We start from the raw sequence: 22,888 nt of genomic DNA, 5'->3' as shown, positions 1-22,888 counted from the left end.
TGTACACCGTTTGAGTTCTCCCCAAGCGCTGGTCTTCGTTGCGCGCCGCTCTCCGAGCAGCGCGCTCCCTTTGCTGCGGAATTCTCACCGAACGGTGTACCTCTGTGCTCAACACCTGGGCCGTCGTGCCCACCTGCCTTCCTCTCGTCCACCGCCGTTGCCACGTGTGCGCCGCCGACCGCTTCCGGGCGAGCGGCAAGTTCCGGGTCAACGCCAACCACAAGGTCCTCGACGCCTGGCTGCTCGTGCTCTGCACGGGGTGCGGCGACACGGCCAAGCTCACGATCTTCGAGCGGGCCCACGTCCGCACGGTCCGGCCCGCGCTGCTGGACCGGCTGCACGCCAACGACCTGTCGCTCGTCGCGGAACTGTTGCAGGACACCGTTCTGCAGCGCCGCAACCACGTCTCCCCCGACTGGGAGGGCGCGTGGCGGCTCGACACCGGCGGGTCCGGTCACCTCGACCTGGAGGTGGCCGACGTGGCGGTGCGGTTCGAGGCGCGGATCCCGATCAGGCCGATCCGGCTGATCGCGGACGGGTTCGGCCTGACCCGCGGCGAGGTCGAACGGCTGATCGCCGAGGGCAAGGTCGTGTCGGCGATCCGGTTGGCCGGCAAGGTCTCCGGCGACTTCACCTTCACGCTCAAGCGCTGAACGACTGAGCGAGCGCGGTGAGCACGGCGGCCACGCCCGGAGGATCGGGCGGGTCGCCGTACGTCACGGCGTGGATCTCGCGGTGGAAGCCGGCGATCTCACCGGCTTCCACGTCCGGCCGCCGATGTGCCTGCAACCCGAGACCGGCGAGGATCGCGACGCCGGCACCGGCCGCCACGAGAGCCTGCACGACCACCATGTCGTCGCTGTGCGAGACGATCCGTGGCGCGAACCCCTCGCTGCGGCACACGGTCTCCAGCTCCTCCCGGCAGGCGTCGCACCCGCCGATCCAGGCCGACTCCCGGTGGTGCGCGAGGCTGTCGCCCGGCTGCCTGCTGATCAGGTGGATCGGGTCGTCGCCGAGGTGGACGAACCGGAAGCCCTCCTCGGGCGGGGAGCCGGCCCGGCGGAACACCAGCGCGATCTCGACCTCCCCGTGGCGCAGCATCCGCAACGCCTCGACGGGGTGCCGTTCGACCAGGCTCAGCTCCAGCCCGGGGTGGCTGTCCGCGAGCCTCCTGGCCGCTCTCGGGACGATCGTGGCGGCGGTGGAGGCGTTGGCCGCCACCCGGACCCGTCCCGCCCGCAACCCGGCCTGGGCCGCGAGCTCGGTGGCCGCCGCGTCCACCCGGCCCACGATCTCCGCCGCCCGGCCGGCCAACAGCCGCCCCTCCGGCGTGAGGCGGATCCCCCGGCCGGCGCGCTGGACGAGCCGCACACCCGTGGCCGCCTCCAGCCTCGCCAGGTGGTGGCTCACCGACGGCTGGGAGTAGTGCAGCTGCTTCGCGGCCTCGGTCACCGAGCCGCACCGGGCCACCGCCGCCAGCACCTCGAGCTGCACCAGGCTGAGCATTCATCAAGGTTATCAATGAGAATTCCGGCTTTTTGGCATTGGACGTCATGGATCAGCGAGGTCAGGCTGAGGGCATGACCAAGGTGACGTGCGATCTCTCGATCTCCCTCGACGGCTACGCGGCGGGGCTCGGCCAGACCGAGGACCGCCCGTTCGGGGACGACGGCGGCGACGGCTGGGGCAGCACCCTGCACGCGTGGATGGAGGACGCCGAAGAGCAGAGGTGGCAGCGGGACCGGCTGGCCGAGACGAAGGCGTTCATCATGGGCCGCAACATGTTCGGCCCGGTGCGCGGCTCGTGGGACCGCCCGTGGAACGGCTGGTGGGGCGACAACCCGCCGTACCACGGGCCGGTCTTCGTGCTCACCCATCACGCGCGTGAACCACAGCCGATGGAGGGCAGCACGACGTTCCACTTCGTGACCGAGGGAGTGACGGCGGCTTTCGAGCGCGCTCGAGACGTAGCCGGGGACGGCAACATCTCCATCCACGGCGGCGCTTCGACCGTCAACCAGTACCTGGCCGCGGGCCTGGTCGACGAGCTGCGGCTGCGGATCGTGCCGATCACGCTGGGCGCTGGGACGCGCCTGTTCGACGGCGTTCCCGGGCTGGTCCTGGAGCAGCTGTCGTCGCGCTCGGGCCCGGCGTTCACGCATGTGACGTATCGCGTGGTGCGCTGATTGGCGTCTTGATCGCTCCACAACGTCACGCCAAGGTGAGGAAGGTTCAGCTACCTGAACACCTCGGAAGCCGACGGCGTCAGACGAGGAGCACGAATGCGGAAACGCACGACGATCGTCCCTCTGCTAGCCCTCCTGAGCCTGGCCCTCCCCGCCCCCGCGACCGCCCAGCCGAACGGCACGGTCGTCTCCGGGCAGGCCAGGTTCCAGATCCTCTCCCCCACCCTGGTCCGCTCCGAGTTCGCCGGGGACCGGCGCTTTGAGGACCAGGCCACTTACAACGTTGTAAACCGCACCTTCCCCCGCACGGCCTACACCTCCGCGGTGCGGGACGGCTGGCTGACGATCACCACGTCGGCCATGACCGTGCGGTACCGCGTGGGGTCCGGGCCGTTCCGCGCGGACAACCTCGAGATCAAGACCGGTGGCACGACCGCGTCCCCGTGGCGGCGGGTGGTCTGTGCGACCGGGCAGCTCTGCGAGGCCGAGGACCAGTTGCGCGAGGGCCTGCTCGTGGCGGCCGACCACCCCGGTGCCACCGGTGCGGGGTTCGTCGCCGGGTTCTCGTACACCAACAACGGGATCACGGCGACGGTGCGCGCGGCGAGCGCGGGCAGGCACCGGGTGGTCGTGAGGTACGCGAACGGGCGGGGTGGTGACGGCAAGCACGAGAACCGCACCCTCGGGCTCTCCGTCGACGGGCAGGCTCCCCGCCAGATCACGTTGCCCGCGACGGCGGACTGGAACGCCTGGCAGCAGGTCTCCACGGACGTCGACCTGGCAGCGGGTGAACACCGCGTCTCGCTCACGCGCGGTGCGGCCGACTCGGGCAACGTCAACGTTGACAGCCTCGCTTTGCTGTCGCCGGACCAGGCCTATCCCGCTGTCCGGGCCGTCGACGACTGCCGGTTCGGCACGAGCTGCGAGGCCGAGAACGGCGTCGTGAGCGGTGCTGCCAAGATCGCCGGCGAGCACGCCGGGTTCGCGGGCACCGGGTTCGTCGCGGAACTCGTCGGCGGGACGCGGCTGAGCCAGCGCGTGACCAGCGTGCCGGCGACGGGCACGTACCCGGTGGTGCTGCGCTACGCCAACGGCGTCGGCGGCGACGGCAAGCACGAACCCCGGACGGTGCTGATCAACGGGCAGCCGGTCACACTGCCCGTCACGGCGAACTGGGCCACCTGGGCCACGGCGACGGCCCAGGTCTCGTTGCCGGCAGGCACTTCCGACCTCACCGTCACGTGCCCGGACACCGGGTGCCACGTCAACCTCGACACCGTCGGGGTCAACACCTCCACGCAGCACCTGGCGCTCGGCGGCTACCGGCGTTCGCTCGACGGGTACACCGGCAACAACGGCGACCCGCAGCTCACGCCGGGCCTGATGTACCGCGACGGCTGGTACCTGCTGGACGACACGCCTTCGGCTCTGCGCGACGGGAACCCGCGCGTGGACCGGGGCGCGCAGCCGTACCAGGACGGGTACGTGTTCGGCTACGGCACCAACTACAAGGCCGCGCTCGGTGATCTCACCGCGCTGACCGGCGGGCCGAAGTTGTTGCCGCGCTGGGCTTACGGCGTCTGGTACTCCGAGTACATCGACCGGACGGCGGCCGACTACCGCGACCGGATCCTGCCGAAGTTCCGGGAGCACGGCGTGCCCCTGGACGTCCTGGTGGTCGACACGGACTTCAAGGGCCACAACCTGTGGAACGGCTGGCGGATGGACCAGCAGAAGTTCCCCGACCCGCAGGGCTTCCTCGACTGGGCGCACGGCGAGGGCCTGCACAGCACGTTGAACATCCACCCGAGCATCCAGGGCGACGACCCGGACTTCGCGCAGGCCCAGGCCACCGCGAAGGGCAAGCTGGCGAAGGGTTCCTGCGCGAACTGCTACGTGTTCGACTGGGCCGACCCGGACCAGCTGCGGGCCTACGTCGAGCTGCACCAGAAGATGCCGACCGACTTCTGGTGGCTCGACTGGTGTTGCGACGGCTCTGGTTCCTCGAAGCGCGGCGTGACCGCGGACTCGTGGATCAACGAGCAGTACTCGAAGATGGGCGCGTTCGCGTTCTCGCGCGGGTTCGGCTCGTTGCAGGCGGGCGGGTACAGCGGCTCCGGGCCGTTGCCGACCGGGCCGTGGGCGGAGAAGCGCACCACCCTGCACTTCACCGGCGACACCTCGTCGACGTGGGGCACGCTGAAGGCGACGATCGGGTACACCTCCGCCGAGGGGGTGTCGACCGGGATGTCGAACATCAGCCACGACATCGGCGGCCACAACGACACCACCGGGCTGCGGGGTTCGGAGACCTACCTCGACAACGGCCAGGTCCGCTACACCACCAAGATGCCGGACGACATGTACGCCCGGTGGGTGCAGCTGGGCGCGTTCCAGCCGATCACGCGGCTGCACAGCAACCACGGCGACCGGCTGCCGTGGCAGTACGGACCGGCCGCGCAGGCGTCGGCGACGAAGTTCCTGAACCTGCGGGAACGGCTCGTGCCGTACATCTACTCGCTGGCGGAGCAGGCCCAGCGGACGGGTGTGCCGCTCCAGCGGCCGGCGTGGCTCGAGTACCCCGGCAGCCCGGAGGCCTACTCCACAGTGGACAGCCAGTTCCTGCTCGGGCCCGACCTGCTGGTCGCGCCGATCACCACGCCCGGTGACGTCGGTTCGACGCGGGTCTGGTTCCCGCCCGGCCAGTGGACGGACTACTTCACCGGACAGGTGTACCAGGGCAACACCTGGGCGACCGTCAGCGCGGGCCTCGACACCATGCCGGTGTTCATGCGGTCGGGTGGCGTGCTGGTCGAGCGCAGTGCCGACGTCTCCAACGACGCGAAGAACCCGGTGGACGCGCTGACCGTGCACGTGACGGCGGGCGCCAAGGGCGAGTTCACGTTGTACGAGGACAAGGGCAAGCGCACGCGGATCAAGCAGGCCGGTGACGTCCTGATCGTGCAGTCGTCCTCGCCGTCCAAGCGGAAGTGGACGGTCGTGGTGCACGAGCGGGACGGCTCCAGCCGGACGGTGCAGGGCTCGGGCTGGCCGGTGATCAGTCTTCGGGCACCCAGGTGAGCAGCCGGACCTTCGCGACGGTCCGGACGTGCTTGCGCATCGCCGCGGCGGCCTTCTTCGCGTCGCCCGCGGCGATGGCCTCGTAGATCGCCGTGTGCTGCGCCAGTGAGCGGGACGGACGGCCCGGCTGGCGCAGCGACTCGGTGCGGCTCTCGGTGATCTGACCGGCGATGGTCTTCATGAAGTCGGCCAGCAGCGAGCTGTGCGCGGCGGCGGTGACGGCGGCGTGGAAGCGGCGATCCCCTTCCACGCCGTTGTCGCCGCCGGCGATCTCCTCGCGCATGTGGTCCAGCGCCTCGCGGATCGTCTCCAGCTCGGCGTCCGTGCGGCGTTCGGCGGCGAGCTCGGCGAGCTTCGTCTCGAGTGCCTCGCGGGCCTCCAGCACCTCGGGCAGGCGCTTGCGGCGTTCGACGAGCTGCTCGACCGGTTCGACGTCGAGGGTGTCGCGCACCAGGTACGTGCCGCCACCGTGCCGCGCCTCGACCAGGCCCTGGACCTCCAGCACCACGATCGCCTGCTTGACCGACGCGCGGCTGACCCCGAGGCTCGCGGCGAGGTCGCGTTCGGCGGGCAGCCTGTCCCCCGCCTGGAGACCGGCCTCGGCGACGTGCGCGCGCAGCCGTTCGAGCACCTGCTCGTACAGGCGGGACTTCACCATCGGCCGCAGCGCCTCGGACATCTGCCCAGGATAACCGGTCAAGTGGCTCAGCCACTAGGCCACCTCTTGACAGCGACCGGACTGCGGGCGGAAAGTGGCTCATCCACTTGGCCACCGAGCCACCGGACAGCCCCAACGACGGGAGCCCCGCATGTCCGCCGAACTGATCTCGATACTCGTGCTGGTCGTGGTGTTCGTCATCGCCACGACCAGGTCGATCAACATGGGTGCGCTCGCCTTCGCCGCGGCCTTCGGGGTCGGCACGCTGGTCGCGGATATGAAGGCCGACGACATCTTCAAGGGCTTCCCCGGCTCGCTGTTCGTCGTGCTGGTCGGGGTGACGTTCCTGTTCGCCATCGCCCGCGCCAACGGCACCACGGACTGGCTGGTGCACATGGCGATCCGGCTGGTCGGCGGGCGGATCGCGTTGATGCCGTGGGTGATGTTCGCGATCACCGGCGTGCTGACGGCGATCGGCGCGGTGAGCCCGGCCGCGGTCGCGATCGTGGCACCGATCGCGATGGGGTTCGCGGCCAAGTACAAGATCAGCCCGCTGCTCATGGGCGTGATGGTCGTGCACGGCGCGCAGGCGGGCGGGTTCTCGCCGATCAGCATCTACGGCACGATCGTGAACGGCATCGTGGCCAAGGAAGGGTTGCCGGGCAACGAGGTCGTGCTGTTCCTGGCCAGCCTCGTGGTGAACCTGCTGATCGCCGTGGTGGTGTTCGTGGCGCTGGGCGGGATGAGGCTCGCTCGGCAGCCGCTGGCCGCGGACGCGTTGGTGAAGGTGGGCGACGGAAACGGAACCACTGCCGGCGGCAGCGGTGGCTCGGGTGAAAGTGCTGGTGACGGCACCGAGCCCGAGGAGCGCGTCACCCTCACCGCGCCCCGCCTCGCCACCCTGATCGGCCTCGCGGCGCTCGTCGTGGCGGCGCTGGTGTTCGACCTCGACGTCGGCCTCGCCGCCATCACCGTCGCCGTGCTGCTCAGCGTCGTGTGGCCGGAGACCTCGAAGCAGGCGATCAACCAGATCACCTGGCCGACCGTGCTGCTGATCTGCGGCATCCTCACCTACGTCGCCGTGCTGCAGACGATGGGCACGATCAAGTGGGCGGGCGACTCGGTGGCCGGTGTCGGCGCTCCCCTGCTCGCGGCCTTGCTGATCTGCTACATCGGTGCGATCGTGTCGGCGTTCGCCTCGTCGGTCGGCATCATGGGCGCGTTGATCCCGCTGGCCGTGCCGTTCCTGTTGCAGGGTGAGGTCAGCGCGATCGGCCTGATCGCGGCGCTGGCGGTGTCGGCGACCGTGGTCGACGTGAGTCCGTTCTCCACCAACGGTGCCCTGGTGCTGGCCGGTGCGCAGGACGTCGACCGCGACAAGTTCTTCAAGCAGCTGATGGTCTACGGCGGGATCATGGTCGCGGCAGCGCCGCCGCTGGTGTGGCTCGCCCTCGTCGTCCCGGGAATCTGGTGAGTCGATGTTCGCCTTGCAGTCCGACCGCGTCGCCCTCCGCTTCGGCGACCGCGCCCTCACCCACGCCGAACTCGCTGCCTGCGCCGGAGCCCTGGCGCGGCAGCTGGCCGGCTTCCCCCGGGTCGCCGTGTGGGCGACGCCCTCGCTGGAGACCTGCGTCGCGGTGGTCGCCGCCCTGCTCGCCGGGGTGCCCGCCGTGCCGCTCAACCCGAAGGTCGGCGAACGCGAGCTCGCGCACATCGTGGCCGACAGCGCGCCCGCGAACGTCCTCGCCGCTCCTGGGGTCGTGCTGCCCGCGGGCCTGGACTCCGTGCCACGGCGGGACGTCACGCTCGACGGTGGGGATGTCGAACCGTTCACCGAACCCGGTGACGAGGCTCCCGCGCTGATCGTTTACACCTCCGGCACCACCGGGGCGCCGAAGGGCGTCGTGCTGCCGCGCCGTGCGATCACGTCCACTTTGGACGCGGTCGCGCAGGCCTGGGAATGGACCTCCGAGGACGTGCTGGTGCACGCGTTGCCGTTGTTCCACGTGCACGGGCTGATCCTCGGCGTGCTCGGTCCGTTGCGGCGCGGCGGTTCCCTGCACCACCTGGGCAAGTTCTCCACCGACGCCGTGGTGGAGGCGCTGAACGGGGACGGCACGATGATGTTCGGCGTCCCGACGATGTACCACCGGATCGCCGAGGAGGTCGGCTCCGCTCCCGCCCTCGCCGCCGCGCTGGGCAAGGCGCGGTTGCTGGTGTCGGGCTCGGCGGCGTTGCCGGTGCGCGACCACGAGCGGATCGCCGCCGCGACCGGCCAGCGCGTGGTCGAGCGGTACGGCATGACCGAGACGCTCATGAACACCAGCGTCCGCGCGGACGGCGACCGCAGGCCGGGCGCGGTCGGCCTGCCGCTGCCGGGTGTCGAGGTGCGGCTGGTCGACGACGGCGGTCTGACGCTCGGAGACGCGGGCGCGATCGGCGAGATCCAGGTGCGCGGGCCGAACCTGTTCACCGAGTACCTGAACCGGCCCGACGCCACCGCGGAGGCGTTCGCGGACGGCTGGTTCCGCACCGGCGACGTCGGCACCCGCGACGACGACGGCTACTACCGCATCGTCGGGCGCAAGGCCACGGACATCATCAAGAGCGGCGGCTACAAGATCGGCGCGGGCGAGATCGAGAACGCCCTGCTGGAGCACCCCGGGGTGAAGGAGGTCGCGGTGACCGGCGAGCCCGACGACGACCTGGGCGAGCGGATCGTCGCGTGGGTGGTGCCCTCCGACGCCCAGCCCTCCCCCGCTGAACTGGCGGACCACGTCGCCCGCCTGCTCACGCCGCACAAGCGGCCTCGGGTGGTGCGGTTCGTGGAGTCGTTGCCGCGCAACGACATGGGCAAGGTGATGAAACGTGCCCTGCGGACGTGAGGCGGCCCGCGACCTGATCGGGAGGGTGGCGTCGTCGTTCGCCGAGTTGCCGGACGAGTCGGTGCTGTCCGAAGTGGATGGTGTGCTGCCCGGCGCCGCTCCGGCGGCCGGCGGGCCGCTCGGCTGGACCGGCTACGACGACCAGCTCTCCCGCGCGGCCGAGCTGACGGGCGAACAGGAGTCCGTCGTCTGCGGCGTCGCGGAGATCGGCGGTGTGCGGGCCGTGCTGGTCGCGTTCGAGTTCGGTTTCCTCGGCGGCTCGCTCGGCACCCGCACCGGCGCGCGCATCGAGCAGGCCTTCACCCACGCCCGTGAGCACCGGCTGCCGGTCGTGTCCCTGGTCGCGACGGGCGGCAGCCGCATGCAGGAGGGCACCCCCGCGTTGATGCAGCTGCCCCGGATCGCGCGGCAGATCACGCTGACCCGCGCCGCCGGGCTGCCGCACGTCTCCGTGCTGCGCGATCCCACCACCGGCGGCGGCTGGGCCACCCTCGGCGCGGGTGCCGACGTCGTGCTCGGGTTGCGCGGCGCCCAGGTCGGGTTCGCCGGGTCGCGGGTGCGGCCGCCGGGGTACTCGGTGACGCAGCAGTTCGCGGCCGGGCTGGTCGACCAGCTGCTGCCGTCCGGCGAGCTGCGCGGCAGGCTGGAACGCTGGCTGCGGCTGCTCACATCGCCCGGTGACACCGCTGAGGTGCCGGGGGCACTGGGACAGGTGACGACGCCGGCGACGGGCTGGGACGCGGTGGTGAACGCTCGCGCGCTGGGGCGGCCGCGCGCGAAGCAGTACCTCCAGGCCTACTTCGACTGGCACGAGCCGATCAACGGCGACCGCGCCGGCGGGGTCGATCCCGGTGTGCTGTGCGGCTTCGGGCTTCGGGGCGGCCGCACCGTCGCCTACGCGGCACAGTGCGGCACGGCGACGAGACCGGCCGGGTTCCGGACGGCGGCGCGGCTCGTGCGCCTGGCGAACCGGCTGGGGATCCCGGTGCTGACGCTCGTCGACACACCGGGCGCGGCCAACGACGCGGCCGCCGAGAAGGCCGGGGTGGGAGCGGCGATCGCCGACATGTTCACCGCGGTCGCCGAGGTGAGCGTGCCGGTGACGACGCTGTTGATCGGTGAGGGCGGGTCCGGTGGCGCGCTCGCGTTCGCCGCGCCGGACCGGATGTGGGTGACGCCGGACAGCTACCTCGCGGTGATCTCACCGGAGCTGGCGGCCGCGATCCTCAAGCGGGAACCGGCACGGGCGCGGCAGACGGCCGACGAACTGCGGTTGCGGCCCCAGGACCTGGTCGAGCTGGGCGTGGCGCGGGGAATCGCCCAGCTCAGCCCAAGCGTGGAACGGTGAACACCCGCAGGAACGTGCCGAGCAGCTTCCGGTCGCCGTTCAGCTCGACCTCGCCGTCCCGCATCGACCCGACGATCGCGCGGTAGGACGACAGCACGTCGTCGCCCAGAGACACGGTGATGGTCAGGTCGGGCCCGGCCGGGGCGGGGCCGAGGCCCGTGAGCAACGAGCCGTCGTCGAGCACGGCGTGCACCACAGTGTCGCGGACGTGGATCTCCCACGACGCGGTCAGGCCGGCCGCTTCACCGGACTGGAAGACGGCGCGCAGGTTCAGCACCATGCCCTCCGGTGTGACGACGTCGCCTTCCTGCGGTTCGCCCAGCTGCGTCGCGCCCCAGCGGGCCAGCGACAGCAGGGCCGGTTCCAGCGACTGGCCCACCGGGGTCAGGGCGTAGACGACGCCGCGCGCGGGTGCGGGGGCCACCTGGCGTTCGACGATGCCCGACTGCTCCAGCTCTTTCAGGCGGGTGGCCAGGACGTTCGTCGGGATGCCTGCCAGGCCCGTCTGCAGCTCCGTGTAGCGGCGCGGCCGGACGACGAGGTTGCGGACGATCAGCAACGCCCACCGTTCGCCCACCAGCTCCAGTGCGCGGGCGAGGCCGCAGTACTGGCCGAAGTCACGTCGCTTCATGCCCAAACCATAGCAAGCTTGTCTAAAGCTAGCCAGCTGCGTGACTCAAAGCTCACTTGCAAAAACGAAGTGAGCAGGTTTACCGTCGTCCCACACCGCTCCCGGACTCCGAAGGACAGGCGATGACCGCACTGCTCGAACGCACCGACACGGCCGCGCGCAGGCCGTTGCTGTCACGCGGCGTCGGCTTCGCGGGCATCTCGGCCGCGATGGTCGTGATCCTCGTGGCGGCCGGCGCGCCGACGCCGTTGCTGCCGATCTACCAGCACCAATGGGGGTTCGCGCCGTGGGTGCTGACCCTCGCGTTCGGCATCTACGCGTTCTCGTTGCTCATCGCGATCCTGGTGATCGGGTCGCTGTCGGACTACGTGGGACGGCGGCCGCTGATGATCGCGGCGCTGGCCGTCGACCTCGTCGCGATGGTGATGTTCCTGTTCGCGCCGAGCATCGGCTGGGTCATCGCGGCACGGGTCGTGCAGGGTGTCGCCACTGGCGCGGCGTCCAGTGCGCTCAGCGCCGCCGTTGTGGAGCTTGCACCCGAGAAGTTCAAGAAGCTCGGCGCGCAGATGACGAGCATGGCGCCGCTGGGCGGGCTGGCGATCGGCGCGCTCTTCGCGGGGCTGCTGGCCGAGTTCGCGACCGACGCGGCGTTCGAGGTGTGGCTGGTGCTCGCGATCGTCATGGCAGCCGGGACGCTGTTCGCCGTCTTCACGCCGGAGACCGCGACGCGCAAGCCCGGTGCGGTGGCGTCGCTGAACCCCCGCATTTCACTGCCGGCGCAGGTGCGCAGGCTCTACTGGACCTCGGTTCCCGGCATCGTCGGCGGGTTCATGACGATGACGGCGTTCATGGGGCTCGTGCCCGCGTTGCTCGTCGCGGTGTTCGCCGTGAAGAGTCCGATCGTCGGTTCACTGCTGGCTTTCGTCGCGCTCGGAGCGTCCACTGTGGCCTCCGCGTTCAGCAGTGGCCTGAAGGCGCCACACCTCCGGCTCGGTGGCATGGTCGCGATGGTCCTGGGCGCCGTCCTCTTCATCGGCAGCATCGGCGCCACCTCACTGCCGTTGCTCTGGGCGGCCGCGGTCGTCGGGGGCGGCGGGATCGGCGCCTCGTTCGCCGGGACGACCCGCGGGCTCGTGCCCGAGGTCGCGCCGCACGAACGCGCCGGGTTGTTCACCGCGATCTTCTTCGTCGGTTATCTCGCGATGGGCAGCGCGGCGATCGTCGCGGGGCTGTTCATCGGTGTCGCCGGCGCGGTGACCACGGCGATCGGGTACGGGGTGGTCGTCGCGATCGTGACGCTCGCCGGCGTCATCGGGACGGCGCGCCTCAACCGGAGGTGATCCGGTCGGCGTGGACGTGCGTGCGCACCCCCTGGGGGTCGAACAGGATCAGCAGCTCGACCGCGCCGCCGTCCGCGCTGCCCAGCCAGTGCGGTTTCGCGGTGTCGAACTCGGCGGCCTCACCGGGCGGCAACGTCAGGTCGAGGTCGTCCAGCACGAGCCGCAACCGTCCATTCAGGACGTAGAGCCACTCGAACCCGTCGTGCGTCTTCAACGCGGGCTCCAGCGGCTCGGGCACGGCGGGGATGAGCATCTTGAACGACTGCACCCCGCCCGGCCGCCGCGACAACGGCACGAACGTCATGCCGTACTTGTGGATCGGCTTGAGGTGGATGCGCGGGTCGCCGGTCCGCGGGGCGCCGACGAGGTCGTCCAGCGGCACGTCGTAGACGCGCGACAACGGCAGCAGCAGTTCCAGCGTGGCCCGGCGCTGCCCGCTCTCCAGCCGGGACAGGGTGCTCTCGGAGATCCCGGTGGTCGTCGCGAGGTCGGCGAGGGTGATGCCGCGGTGCCGGCGCATCGTCCGCAGCCGCGCGCCCACCCCGTCGAGAACGTCTTCGGTGTTCACGAGGCCGAGCTTGCCACACTGGCAAGTTTTCGTGCCACAAACAGCAACCGCATTGCACGCTGACGACATGAAACGCCTTGTACTCGCCCTACTGCTCGTGATCACCGCCTGCTCCACCGCGGAAACCCCGTCCCACTCCACCGTCACCGAGGACGACCCGGTGTTCCAGCAGACCTTCCGGCACGAGTTCGCTGACGTCGACGGCCTGCGGATGCACTACGTGAAGGGCGGCACCGGCAGCCCCGTGGTGCTGATCCACGGCTGGCCGCAGACCTGGTACGGCTGGTGGCCGATCATGCCCGCCCTCGCCGAACGCCACACCGTCTACGCCCTCGACCTGCCCGGACTCGGCGACAGCACCGGCACGCCGAAGAGCTACGACAAGGCCACGCTCGCCCGGTACGTCCACGCGCTGACCAGCGAGCTCGGCCTGGAAGACCCTTCTGTCGTCGGCCACGACCTCGGCGCGGCCGTCGCGTTCCAGTACGCCAGCCAGTTCCCCGAGGACACCGCCCGGCTGGGCTACCTCGACCTGCCGCTGCCGGGCCCCGCGATCGACGCACGCACCTACCGCGGCCTGAGCTGGCACATCGCGTTCCACTCACAGCCGCAGGTCCCCGAGACCGTCGTCCAGAACGACGTCCGCGACTACCTGAAGCTCTTCTACCCGCAGGTCTCCTACCAGGGCAGCGCTTTCGGCGGCACGTCGACCACGTCCCCGTTCGACGACAAGGAGATCGACGAGTACGCGCGCACCTACGGCACCACCCTGAAGAACGGCTTCGAGCTCTACCGCGCCCTCGACCAGGACGTCCGCGACACCGAGGCCGCGCAGCCCGTCCAGGCACCGACCCTGGTCATGGCCGCGGAGGGTCAGGCCGAGGCGATCAAGGGCACGGCGGCGCCGCGGATGACGAACATCGTGCGCACGCTCGACGTCCCGAACGCGGGACACTGGCTCGTCGAGGAGAACCCGGGGTTCGTCACCGCCGAACTGCTGCGCTTCCTCAGCTCATGACCGGGAACCGGTCGTCCCACGGCAGCGCTTCCTCCAGCTGCGCCGCGAGCTTGATCAGCAGCGCCTCCCCCGCGAGCGGCGCGACGAACTGGACGCCGAGCGGCAGCCCGTCCGCCGTCCAGTGCAGCGGCAGCGAGAGCGCGGGCCTGCCGGTGATGTTCGCGAGCTGCGTGTACGGCACCCAGCCGAGGTTGTCGGAGATCATGTCGTCGACGATCTTGGTGTGCTTGAGGAACCGGGCGGTGCCGGTCTTGAGCAGCACGTCGGTAGCGCGTTGCAACGACACCGGCAGGTCGAACTGGCCGACCTTCGGCGGCGGGGTCGCGAGCGTCGGCGTCAGCAGCAGGTCGTAGGACTCGAAGAACGTGCTGAGGCGGCGGGTGTGCTCGTGCCGCCGTTGCACCGCGTCCACGTAGTCGACGCTGCTCGTGGCCCGTCCCAGCGCGGCCATGAGCAGCGTGTCGCGTTCGAACGCGACGTCCGGCGCCCCGGTCAGGCGCTTGGCGTCGGCGACCTTCCACGCGAGGTTCACGAACCACGTCAGCAGGAAGTCCTTGGCCAGCACCGCGTCGTCGAACGGCGCCTGCGGCAGTTCCTCGACGTGGTGACCGAGGTCGGTGAGCACGCGGACGGCGGACGCGACGGCCGCGACCGCCTCGGGGTGCGGGTTCGGGTTGATCGCCGACGGCACCCGCACGCCGATCCGCAGCTTGCCGGGCTCCTGGCCGACGTACGAGGCGAACGGCTCCGGGGGCAGCGCGGGAGAGTACGGCCCGGCCGGCTCACCGCCGCAGATGACGTCGAGCATCGCGGCCGTGTCGCGGACCGTGCGAGAGACGACGCCCTGCACCGCCGCGCCGTGCATCATCTCGGCGGTCTCCGGCCCGAACGGCATGAGGCCACGTCCCGGCTTCAGCCCGACGAGCCCGCAGCACGCGGCCGGGATGCGGGTCGAGCCACCACCGTCGTTGGCACCCGCGCAGGGCACGATCCCGGCGGCGACCGCGGCGGCCGACCCGCCCGACGACCCGCCGGGAGTCCGGGTCAGGTCCCACGGGTTGCGCGCGGGACCCCACGCGACCGACTCGCTGATCGCCTTCGCGCCGAACTCCGGCAGGTTCGTCTTGCCGAAGATCACCAGGCCGGCGTCGATCCAGCGCCGCACGACCGTCGAGTGGGAGGCGACCTTCAACGCCTTCAGCGAGTTCGAGCCGTTCGAGGTCGGCAGGCCCGCGTGGTCCTGGCCGAGGTCCTTGATCAGGAACGGCACGCCGGCGAACGGCCCGGTGAGGTCGTCCGACGGTTCGGCGGGCACGTCCCGGACGATCGCGTTGAGCCGCGGGTTCACCTCGGCGGCGCGTTCCCTCGCCACCGCGAGGAGTTCAGCCGCGGACACCTGCTTGTCCGCGACGAGCCGGGCCAGCCCGGTGGCGTCGTACTTCCGGTACTCGTCGAAGTCCACGCGCTCAAGGTAGCTGCTCGGCCACCGAGAAGACGGTGTCCCGCACCACCGCCGGTGTTTCCTGGGGGATGAGGTGCCCCGCACCCTCGACGACGATCATCTTCCCCTGCGGTGCGGCGTCCATCAGGTCGGCCGCGTACTGGTTGAACAGCGGGCGCCACTTCGCCATCCCCTTCTCGACCAGCCCCGCCTGCAGGCAGACCACCGGCACGTCCGGGGTGCCTTTCTCCTGCACGCGGCGCAGCACGGGCAGCGCGGACGAGATCTGCGCGGCTTCCCTGCTGCCCGCTTTCATGGCCCGCGCGGTGGCGTAGTCGCGCGTCATGGCCTCCACGTCGGCCGCGGAGATCTCCGCCGAGACGCCGTTGCGGAACGTCTGCCGCTTGATCAGCCCCTTGCCGCCCACCCGTGCCAGCAGCGCCATGAAGCCGAAGAACCGGGCCGCGACCTTCGCGTTGCGCGTCGACATGATCTCGGCGAGCGTCGCGTCCACGAACACCATGCCGGCCACGCGTTCCGGGTACCGATCGGCGAAGACGCGGATGATCGGCCCGCCCCAGCTGTGCCCGACGAGCAGCACCGGCGCGGTCTCGCCGAGAGCGTCGAGCAACGCCGTCAGGTCGTCCGCGATCCGGTCGAGCGTGCGGTCGTGCGGGTCGACGTCGCTGCCGCCGTAGCCCGCGCGGTCGTAGGACAGCGTGCGGTACCGCGCGCTCACCTCGCGTTGGGTGTGGATCCAGGACGAACCGGGCGCGCTCATCCCTGCCTCGAAGACGACCAGCGGCCCGGGGCCCTCCCCCGCCGTGACCGCGCGGATCACCCGCCCGTCCGGCAGGGTGACGCTCTTCTCCTGCATCGCGAGGTCTTTCACCGGTGCCAGCTCGGAGGGTGGAGCTCGTCCCACAGCGCCGCGCTTTCCAGTTGTGCGGCGAGAGCGAGCAGTTCGGCGTCCTGCCGGTTGCGGCCGACCAGGTGCACGCCGTGCGGCAGTCCGTTGTCGTCCACATGCGACGGGAGCGAGATCGCGGGCACACCGGCGAGGTTCGCCCACGGCGTGTGGCAGGACCACTTCAGCATCAGGTCCGCCTCGTCGCCGGTGTAGTGGCCGATCGGCACCGGCGGGCCGTTCGTCGTGGGCGTGAGCACGACGTCGTAGCCGTCGACCGCGGCCAGGAACGTGCTGGCGTAGCGGGCGAGCAGGGTCTGCGCGGAGACGATGTCGTTGGCGGACAACGTCTCGTTGACGTCGAGGAGGTGCCGGGAGTACGGCCGCAGCAGGTGGGTGCGCTCCGGCGGCACGACCAGCCGGGCGACGGCGGCCACCTGGTAGGCGAACCAGACCAGGACCGCGCGGCTCACGGGCTCGTCCCAGCGCGCGGGCAGCGGGATCTCCCGCACCACGTGGCCGAGTCCGATCAGCACCTCCGCGGTGCGCCGCACGGCCAGTTCCGCCTGCGGGTCCGTGTCCTCGTCGGTGCCGGTGTCGGTCCACAGGGCGATCTTTAGTTTGCGCCGGAGCACCGAGGAGAAGCCACCCTCGTGGCGCCACCCGTACAGGTCGCCGGGCGCGGGTGACGCCATCACGTCCAGCAGGAGTGCCGCGTCCTCGACCGTGCGCGCGATCGGTCCCTCGGTGCTCGCGACGAGGAACGAGCTGGCGGGCGCCGGACTCACCAGCCCGCGGCTCGGCTTCATCCCGACGAGGTGGCAGGTGGCGGCGGGCGTGCGGATCGAGCCCGCGCCGTCGCTGGCGTGCGCCACGGGCAACAGACCTGCTGCGACCGCTGTCGCCGCGCCACCGCTCGACCCGCTCGAGTAACGCGTTGGGGCGTAAGGGGTCACGGCCGGGCGTGGCGTGACGTCGTTCTCGGTGTAGCAGGTGGCGCCGAACTCCGACGTGTTCGTCTTGCCCAGCACGACCGCGCCCGCCTGCCGCAGCAACCCGACCGTCCAGGAGTCCTGCGACGGCACGGTCCTCGCCAGTGCCGCTGACCCGAACGTCGTGCGGATTCCCGCCGTCGCGGCGAGGTCCTTGATGCCCAGCGGCAGTCCGAGCAGCGCGGCCTGATCCCCCTGCGCGAGCCGCTCGTCCGCGCGCGCGGCCTCTTTCGTCGCGTTCTCGTTGAGCGTCACGAACGCGCCGAGGTCCGCGTGCCGCTCGGTGCGGTTCAGGTAGTGCTCGGTCAGTTCGCGGGAGCTGATCTCCTTGGCGCGCAATGCTTGCAGCTGCTGCGCCGCCGTGAGTTCGTGCAGGCTCATGGCTTCACCGCGGCCCCGGTCAGCAGGCGGTGCACCGACCACGTGACCACGTCGAGCTCGTCGGACGTCAGCGGCGCGCCACCGAACATCCGCCGGTGCATCAGCGGGCCTTCGAGCAGGTTGCCGACGAACGGCAGCTCCGGCACCTCGGCGATCTCCCCCCGCCGCACCGCCCGCGCGATCGCGTCGACCAGCGGCTGCGACCGGCGCGAGACCAGCGCGCGGAACGTCCGCTCGGCCTCACCGTCCCCGCGCAGGTCCGCGAGGAAGCCGACCAGGCCGTCGTTCCACGGCTCGTTCCAGGCGCCGGCCAGGTCCTCCGCGAACGCCCTGAGGTCGCCGAGCAGCGTGCCGGTGTCCGGGTCCGGCACGGGCGGCAGGTACGCGTCGAGCACGTCCGCCACCAGCCGCACCTTGCTGCGCCAGCGCCGGTAGACATCGGTCCTGTGGGCCCCCGCCTGGGCCGCGACCTGCGTCAACGCCAGCGCGTCGTAGCCGTTCGAGGTCAGCAGCGACCACGCGGTCGCCAGCAACCGCTGTTCGAGCTCGGGATCCCGCGGTCGCCCCGCCACCGGCAGCCCTCCAATTCGCAACAGGTTGTTGCGATACCGTAGAGGGGGCGGCGGGCCCGCACAAGGGCGGGTCAGCGGCGTGGCTCGCGGCCGGCCTGCCCGCATGTGAGAGGTCAGCGGCGTGCCTCGCGCCGGTTTGCACGCACGTGAGCGGTCAGCGCGTGACTCGGTCCGACTGGCCCGCACAAGGGTGGTCAGCGGCGTGGTTGGCGGCCCGCCTGCCCGCACCTGGGCGATCAGCGCGTGACGCGCGGACGGGCCGCCCGCACGCGAGCGGTCAGCGGCGTGGCTCGGGCTGGATGGCCCGCACAGGGGAGGTCAGCGGCATCGTTCGCGGCCCGCCTGCCCACACCTGGGCGGTCAGCGCGTGACTCGCCGGACAGCCCGCCCACACCCAGGCGGTCAGCGGCCTGACTCGCAGCCGGCCTGCCCATACCTCGGCGGTCAGCGAGTGACTCGCGGAAGGCCCGCCCACACCCAGGCGATCAGCGGCGCAGCCCGCCCGCCTACACCTGAGCGGTCAGCGGCTCACCTCGACCGCCGCCAAATCGCGCATCGCGGCCGCCACCCCCACGTCCAGCGCGCCCTGCATGACCTGCGGCCGCCGCTCCGTCCGCCCGATCACCGCGCTCCCGAGCGGCGGCCTGATCTGCAGGCACGCCGGGTGCGTGGCGAGCAGTTCCTCGTCCTGCGCCCGGATCTCCTCGCGGCCCAGCCAGTTCGCCACGACTCCCGGCGCGTGCCGGGCGAACCAGCGCGACAGCACGAAGCGTTCACCCCGCGACGGCGGTGTCCCCAGGAACTCGTCCTCGCGCCGCGTGCGCAGGGCCACGACGTGCGTGGCGCCCTGCGCGATCGCCGTGCCGACGGGGATCGTCTCGCTCAGGCCGGCGTCGACGTACGGGCGGCCGTCGATCACCACCGGGTCGCCGGCGAGGAACGGCATCGCGGTCGAGGCCCGCAGCGCGGTCTGCAGGCTCAGCTGGTCGCGGACGTGGGAGTGCAAGTCCACCGGCTCGCCGGTGAGGCCGTCGGTGGCCATCGGGTGGAACTCGACGGGGTTGTCGAGGATCTCCTGGAACCCCATCGGGTGGACCTCGGTGTAGATCGTGTGGACGAGGTGCCGGGTGTCCACGACCGGGCGGCGGCTGAACGCGCGGCGCGGGTTGATCGTCGTGCGCATGACGGCCGGGTCCCACCACGCGTGCTTGCTCCGGTCTGCGCGGCCGCACAGCAGCCAGGCGGCGTTCAGCGAGCCCGCCGAGCTGCCGTAGACGGCGTCGAAGAGCGGGAGCAGGCCGAGGCGTTCGATCGCGACCGTCATGCCGCTGGAGTAGACACCGCGCGAGCTGCCGCCTTCGACCAGCAGGACCAGGCGGGCGTCGTCCTCCCGTTGTCCTGGAACGCTTTGGTGCTGCCTGCGCTCACGCAGCAAGTCGAGAACGGTCATGCCGAAACCCTATCTGCGCGGTTCCCGGGGCGCTGCTACTGTGGACGGCGAGATCAACCGCCTCCTTGAGGAGCTCGACGTGCTGGTGGGTGAAGACGACATCTCAGGGTGAGCCCTGGATGTGCCAGGCCATCGACAGCTGATGGCCGTTTCGTCGTCCCCTTTTCTCCACGCGCGTGGTCGTTCCGCGCGCGGCACATTCCCGAGGTCTCACACCCATGTCCGACGCATTCATCGTCGTGTCGTCCCTGTCCTTCTCGTGGCCGGACGACACCCCCGTGTTCGACGGCCTGTCCGTCTCGGTGCCCGGCGGGCGCACCGGTCTCGTCGCCCCGAACGGTGCCGGGAAGTCGACGCTGCTCAAACTCGTGGCGGGAACTCTGGCGCCATCCGAGGGCTCCGTGTCCGTCGAGGGTGTCCTCGGCTACCTCCCGCAGGACCTGCCGCTCACCGCCGGGCTGACCGTGGCCGAGGTGCTCGGTGTCGCGGACGTGCTGCGCGCCATCGCCGCCGTCGAGTCCGGTGACGTCGGCGAGGAGCACTTCACCACCATCGGCACCGACTGGGAACTGGAGCAACGCACGCGCGCGCAGCTCGACCGGCTCGGGCTCGGCGACCTCGCGCTCGACCGGGTGCTCGGCACGCTGAGCGGCGGGCAGGTCATCTCGCTCGGGCTCGCGGCCCAGTTGCTGAAGCAGCCGGACGTGCTGCTGCTCGACGAGCCGACCAACAACCTCGACCTCGACGCCCGGCACCGGCTCTACGACGTGCTCGACGACTGGCGCGGGTGCCTGCTCGTGGTGAGCCACGACCGGGCGTTGCTCGACCGGATGGACCGGATCGCGGAGCTCGACGGCGGCGAGGTCCGCTTCTACGGCGGGAACTTCTCCGAGTACGAGGAGGCCGTGGCGGCCGAGCGCGAGGTGGCGGAGAAGAACGTCCGCAGTGCCGAGCAGGAGGTCAAGCGCGAGAAGCGGGAGATGCAGCAGGCCCGCGAACGTGCCGCGCGCCGGGCGTCCAACGCGCAGCGGAACCTCTCGAACGCGGGCCTGCCAAGGATCTTCGCGGGCAACATGAAGCGCAACGCGGAGGTGTCGGCGGCCAAGGCCGACGGCACGCACGCGGCCCGGCTCGGCGCGGCCCGCTCGAAGCTCGACCAGGCCGAGCGGGCGCTGAAGGACGAGCAGAAGATCAGCCTGGAGCTGCCGCAGACCGCGGTGCCGGCCGGACGCACGTTGTTCCTCGGCTCGGACATCCGGGTGCGGGACCTGTTCGACGACCTCTCGCTCGCGATCCGGGGTCCGGAGCGGATCGCGCTGGCCGCACCGAACGGCGTCGGCAAGTCGACGTTGCTGCGGGTCGTCCACGGTTCGCTGACGCCGGACAGCGGTGACGTGAAACGGGCCGACGGTCGCGTCGCCTACCTATCGCAACGGCTGGACCTGCTCGACGACTCCCGCACGGTCGCGGAGAACCTGGAGGCGTTCGCCCCGGCGATGCCCCCGGCCGAGCGGATGAACCTGCTGGCGCGCTTCCTGTTCCGAGGTGCCCGCGCGCACCTGCCGGTCGGGGTGCTGTCCGGTGGCGAACGGCTGCGGGCGACGCTGGCGTGCGTCCTGTTCGCCGAGCCCGCGCCGCAGCTGCTGCTGCTCGACGAACCGACGAACAACCTCGACCTGGTCAGCGCCGGGCAGCTGGAGAGCGCGCTCAACGCGTACCGGGGCGCGTTCGTCGTCGTCAGCCACGACGAGCGGTTCCTGAGCGAGGTGAGGATCGACCGCCGGCTGCGCCTCGACGGCGGCAGGCTGCTGGAGGCCTCGCATGGCTGAGGCACTGGTCGCCACCGAGCTGGTGCGCGGGTTCGGCGGCCGGCGGGTGCTCGACGGGGTGTCTCTGACCGCGGCACCCGGCCGCCGCGTCGGGCTGATCGGCGAGAACGGCGCGGGCAAGTCGACGCTGCTGCGCCTGCTCGCGGGTGTCGACCAGCCCGACGGCGGTGTCGTCACGCGGCCGCACGACCTCGGGTTCCTGCACCAGGAGATGCCGTTCCCGGACTCGGCGACCGTCGCCGACGTCCTCGACGACGCACTGGCCGAGGCACGGGCAGACCTGGCCGAGCTGGACCGGCTGGGCGCGCTGGTCGCCGATCCGGCGTACCTGGAGGAGTACTCGGAACGCCTGGAGCTCGCGCAGCAGCACGAGGCCTGGGACGCGGACCACCGCGCCGGGATCGTCCTCGGTGGACTCGGGCTCGGTGACGTGGCGCTCGGCCGCACGCTCGGGTCGTTGTCCGGCGGTGAGCGGCGCCGCCTCGACCTGGCCGCGCTGGTGATCCGCCGGCCGGCCGCGTTGCTGCTGGACGAGCCGACGAACCACCTCGACGACGACGCGGCCGCGTTCCTGGAGGAGCAGCTGCGGTCGCTGCCCGGCGTCGTGGTGCTGGCGAGCCACGACAGGGCGTTCCTCGACGCGGTGTGCACCGACCTCGTCGACCTCGACCCGGCTGTGGACGGGCCGGTGCGGTTCGGCGGCACGTACAGCGAGTACCTGCGGCAGAAACGCGCCGACCGCGACCGCTGGGAACGCCGGTACGCCGAGGAGCAGGAGGAGCTGACGGAGGTGCGCGACTCGCTCGGCCTGATCGCGGGCCGCGTCGCGCCGAACCGGGCGATGCGCGACAGCGACAAGATGGGCTACGGCGTGCGCGCGAACCGCGTGCAGAGCCAGATCTCCCGCCGCATCCGCAACGCCACGCGGCGCCTCGAGGAGCTGGAACGCCACGCCGTGCCCGCTCCCCCGCGCCCGCTGCGGTTCGAGCCCGACGTCGTGGCGGTGCAGGCCGAGGACCTGGTGTCGCTGCGGGAGGTCCGGGTGCCCGGACGGCTCGCGCTCGATCTCCTGGACGTGCGCGACGGCGACCGGCTGCTCGTGACCGGCCCGAACGGCGCGGGCAAGTCGACGTTGCTGCTCGTACTGGCCGGGCTGCTGGACGTCGAGGGCGTGCGACGGCAGCCCGGTCTGAAGGCGGGACTGCTCGACCAGGACACGTCGTTCGCCAACCCGCGCCTCACCGCCCGAGGCACCTACGGCCGGGCGCTCGGTGCCGAACGGGTCGCGCAGGTGCCGCTGGAGTCGTTGGGGTTGCTGCACAAGTGGGACCTGGGCAAGGCGGTCGGCACGTTGTCGGTCGGCCAGCAACGCCGACTCGCCCTGGCGATGATGGTGGCGGACCCGCCGCACCTGCTGCTGCTCGACGAGCCGACCAACCACCTGTCGCCCACGCTGTGCGACGAACTGGAGGACGCGCTGGGGCCGGGTCCGGGTGCGATCGTGGTCGCGAGCCACGACCGGTGGCTGCGGCGGAGGTGGCGGGGTGCGGAGGTCGGGCTGACTCGGGAGACGGGTTAAGTCGGTGGACGGGCTCCGGATG

19 protein-coding genes are annotated in these 22,888 nt (G+C 71.3%); 10 read left to right on the top strand and 9 right to left on the bottom strand.

The genetic code is table 11. The features are described 5' to 3' along the window. The first annotated feature begins 104 nt into the window (after positions 1-104). Positions 105-653 carry a DUF1062 domain-containing protein gene (locus IEY88_RS11435; RefSeq protein ID WP_189154670.1) on the top strand — a complete coding sequence of 183 codons (549 nt, stop codon included), beginning with the start codon at positions 105-107 and terminating at the stop codon, positions 651-653. On the opposite strand, the gene IEY88_RS11430 is transcribed toward IEY88_RS11435, so the two are convergent. Beyond that, complete coding sequence (locus IEY88_RS11430) at positions 643-1,506, bottom strand: LysR family transcriptional regulator (RefSeq protein WP_189154669.1); 864 nt, start codon at positions 1,504-1,506, stop codon at positions 643-645. The genes IEY88_RS11435 and IEY88_RS11430 overlap by 11 nt on opposite strands. Positions 1,507-1,580: 74 nt before the next feature. Here IEY88_RS11430 and IEY88_RS11425 point away from each other — a divergent pair, with 74 nt between their 5' ends. Both IEY88_RS11425 and IEY88_RS11420 read left to right on the top strand, forming a co-directional pair. Next, positions 1,581-2,186 (top strand): dihydrofolate reductase family protein, encoded by a 606-nt coding sequence (locus IEY88_RS11425; protein ID WP_189154668.1) that lies wholly within the window; start codon positions 1,581-1,583, stop codon positions 2,184-2,186. 96 nt (positions 2,187-2,282) lie between these two features. Beyond that, positions 2,283-5,267, top strand: coding sequence for a TIM-barrel domain-containing protein (locus IEY88_RS11420; RefSeq protein WP_189154667.1), 2,985 nt, complete (start codon positions 2,283-2,285; stop codon positions 5,265-5,267). On the opposite strand, the gene IEY88_RS11415 is transcribed toward IEY88_RS11420, so the two are convergent. Next, positions 5,245-5,946 (bottom strand): FadR/GntR family transcriptional regulator, encoded by a 702-nt coding sequence (locus IEY88_RS11415; RefSeq protein ID WP_189154666.1) that lies wholly within the window; start codon positions 5,944-5,946, stop codon positions 5,245-5,247. The genes IEY88_RS11420 and IEY88_RS11415 overlap by 23 nt on opposite strands. Before the next feature lie 130 nt (positions 5,947-6,076). Between IEY88_RS11415 and IEY88_RS11410 the strand changes: the two genes are divergently transcribed. The 3 genes from IEY88_RS11410 to IEY88_RS11400 are packed head-to-tail and all read left to right on the top strand — an operon-like array spanning position 6,077 to position 10,158. Next, a complete protein-coding gene (locus IEY88_RS11410; protein ID WP_189154665.1) occupies positions 6,077-7,399 on the top strand; it encodes an SLC13 family permease in 1,323 nt (440 codons plus the stop codon). A gap of 4 nt (positions 7,400-7,403) precedes the next feature. Then, the gene (locus tag IEY88_RS11405) at positions 7,404-8,810 is read left to right on the top strand and encodes an acyl-CoA synthetase (RefSeq protein WP_189154664.1); all 1,407 of its coding nucleotides are present in this window, start codon (positions 7,404-7,406) and stop codon (positions 8,808-8,810) included. Beyond that, positions 8,794-10,158 (top strand): carboxyl transferase domain-containing protein, encoded by a 1,365-nt coding sequence (locus tag IEY88_RS11400; RefSeq protein WP_189154663.1) that lies wholly within the window; start codon positions 8,794-8,796, stop codon positions 10,156-10,158. The genes IEY88_RS11405 and IEY88_RS11400 overlap by 17 nt, the downstream gene beginning before the upstream one ends. Here IEY88_RS11400 and IEY88_RS11395 read toward each other — a convergent pair. Continuing rightward, the gene (locus IEY88_RS11395; protein WP_189154662.1) at positions 10,136-10,789 is read right to left on the bottom strand and encodes a winged helix-turn-helix transcriptional regulator; all 654 of its coding nucleotides are present in this window, start codon (positions 10,787-10,789) and stop codon (positions 10,136-10,138) included. The two genes, IEY88_RS11400 and IEY88_RS11395, sit on opposite strands and share 23 nt — an antisense overlap. Positions 10,790-10,911: 122 nt before the next feature. Between IEY88_RS11395 and IEY88_RS11390 the strand changes: the two genes are divergently transcribed. Further along, the gene (locus IEY88_RS11390) at positions 10,912-12,129 is read left to right on the top strand and encodes an MFS transporter (RefSeq protein ID WP_189154661.1); all 1,218 of its coding nucleotides are present in this window, start codon (positions 10,912-10,914) and stop codon (positions 12,127-12,129) included. Here the strand turns inward: IEY88_RS11390 and IEY88_RS11385 are convergent. Then, a complete protein-coding gene (locus IEY88_RS11385; protein WP_268241228.1) occupies positions 12,116-12,697 on the bottom strand; it encodes a helix-turn-helix domain-containing protein in 582 nt (193 codons plus the stop codon). The genes IEY88_RS11390 and IEY88_RS11385 overlap by 14 nt on opposite strands. Before the next feature lie 67 nt (positions 12,698-12,764). Here IEY88_RS11385 and IEY88_RS11380 point away from each other — a divergent pair, with 67 nt between their 5' ends. Further along, positions 12,765-13,715: an alpha/beta fold hydrolase gene (locus IEY88_RS11380; RefSeq protein ID WP_189154659.1), complete on the top strand. Its 951-nt coding sequence runs from the start codon at positions 12,765-12,767 to the stop codon at positions 13,713-13,715. On the opposite strand, the gene IEY88_RS11375 is transcribed toward IEY88_RS11380, so the two are convergent. The 5 genes from IEY88_RS11375 to IEY88_RS11355 form a co-directional block, all read right to left on the bottom strand. Continuing rightward, on the bottom strand, positions 13,705-15,177 hold the full coding sequence (locus IEY88_RS11375) for an amidase (RefSeq protein ID WP_189154658.1): 1,473 nt from the start codon (positions 15,175-15,177) through the stop codon (positions 13,705-13,707). The two genes, IEY88_RS11380 and IEY88_RS11375, sit on opposite strands and share 11 nt — an antisense overlap. Positions 15,178-15,181: 4 nt before the next feature. Beyond that, positions 15,182-16,048: an alpha/beta fold hydrolase gene (locus IEY88_RS11370; protein WP_189154657.1), complete on the bottom strand. Its 867-nt coding sequence runs from the start codon at positions 16,046-16,048 to the stop codon at positions 15,182-15,184. Continuing rightward, on the bottom strand, positions 16,045-17,436 hold the full coding sequence (locus IEY88_RS11365) for an amidase (RefSeq protein ID WP_189154656.1): 1,392 nt from the start codon (positions 17,434-17,436) through the stop codon (positions 16,045-16,047). The genes IEY88_RS11370 and IEY88_RS11365 overlap by 4 nt, the downstream gene beginning before the upstream one ends. After that, positions 17,433-18,008: a TetR/AcrR family transcriptional regulator gene (locus IEY88_RS11360; RefSeq protein ID WP_189154655.1), complete on the bottom strand. Its 576-nt coding sequence runs from the start codon at positions 18,006-18,008 to the stop codon at positions 17,433-17,435. The genes IEY88_RS11365 and IEY88_RS11360 overlap by 4 nt, the downstream gene beginning before the upstream one ends. 520 nt (positions 18,009-18,528) lie before the next feature. Further along, a complete protein-coding gene (locus IEY88_RS11355) occupies positions 18,529-19,458 on the bottom strand; it encodes a patatin-like phospholipase family protein (RefSeq protein ID WP_189154654.1) in 930 nt (309 codons plus the stop codon). A 218-nt stretch (positions 19,459-19,676) separates the two neighbouring features. Between IEY88_RS11355 and IEY88_RS11350 the strand changes: the two genes are divergently transcribed. Next, the gene (locus IEY88_RS11350) at positions 19,677-21,287 is read left to right on the top strand and encodes an ABC-F family ATP-binding cassette domain-containing protein (RefSeq protein WP_189154653.1); all 1,611 of its coding nucleotides are present in this window, start codon (positions 19,677-19,679) and stop codon (positions 21,285-21,287) included. After that, positions 21,280-22,866, top strand: coding sequence for an ABC-F family ATP-binding cassette domain-containing protein (locus IEY88_RS11345; protein WP_189154652.1), 1,587 nt, complete (start codon positions 21,280-21,282; stop codon positions 22,864-22,866). The genes IEY88_RS11350 and IEY88_RS11345 overlap by 8 nt, the downstream gene beginning before the upstream one ends. Positions 22,867-22,888: the final 22 nt, after the last annotated feature.

It is taken from the genome of Lentzea pudingi, assembly GCF_014646255.1.
GTDB classification, from domain to species: domain Bacteria; phylum Actinomycetota; class Actinomycetes; order Mycobacteriales; family Pseudonocardiaceae; genus Lentzea; species Lentzea pudingi.
The sequence above is the reverse complement of the archived record's forward strand: the minus strand, read 5'-3'. Positions and strand labels throughout refer to the sequence as shown.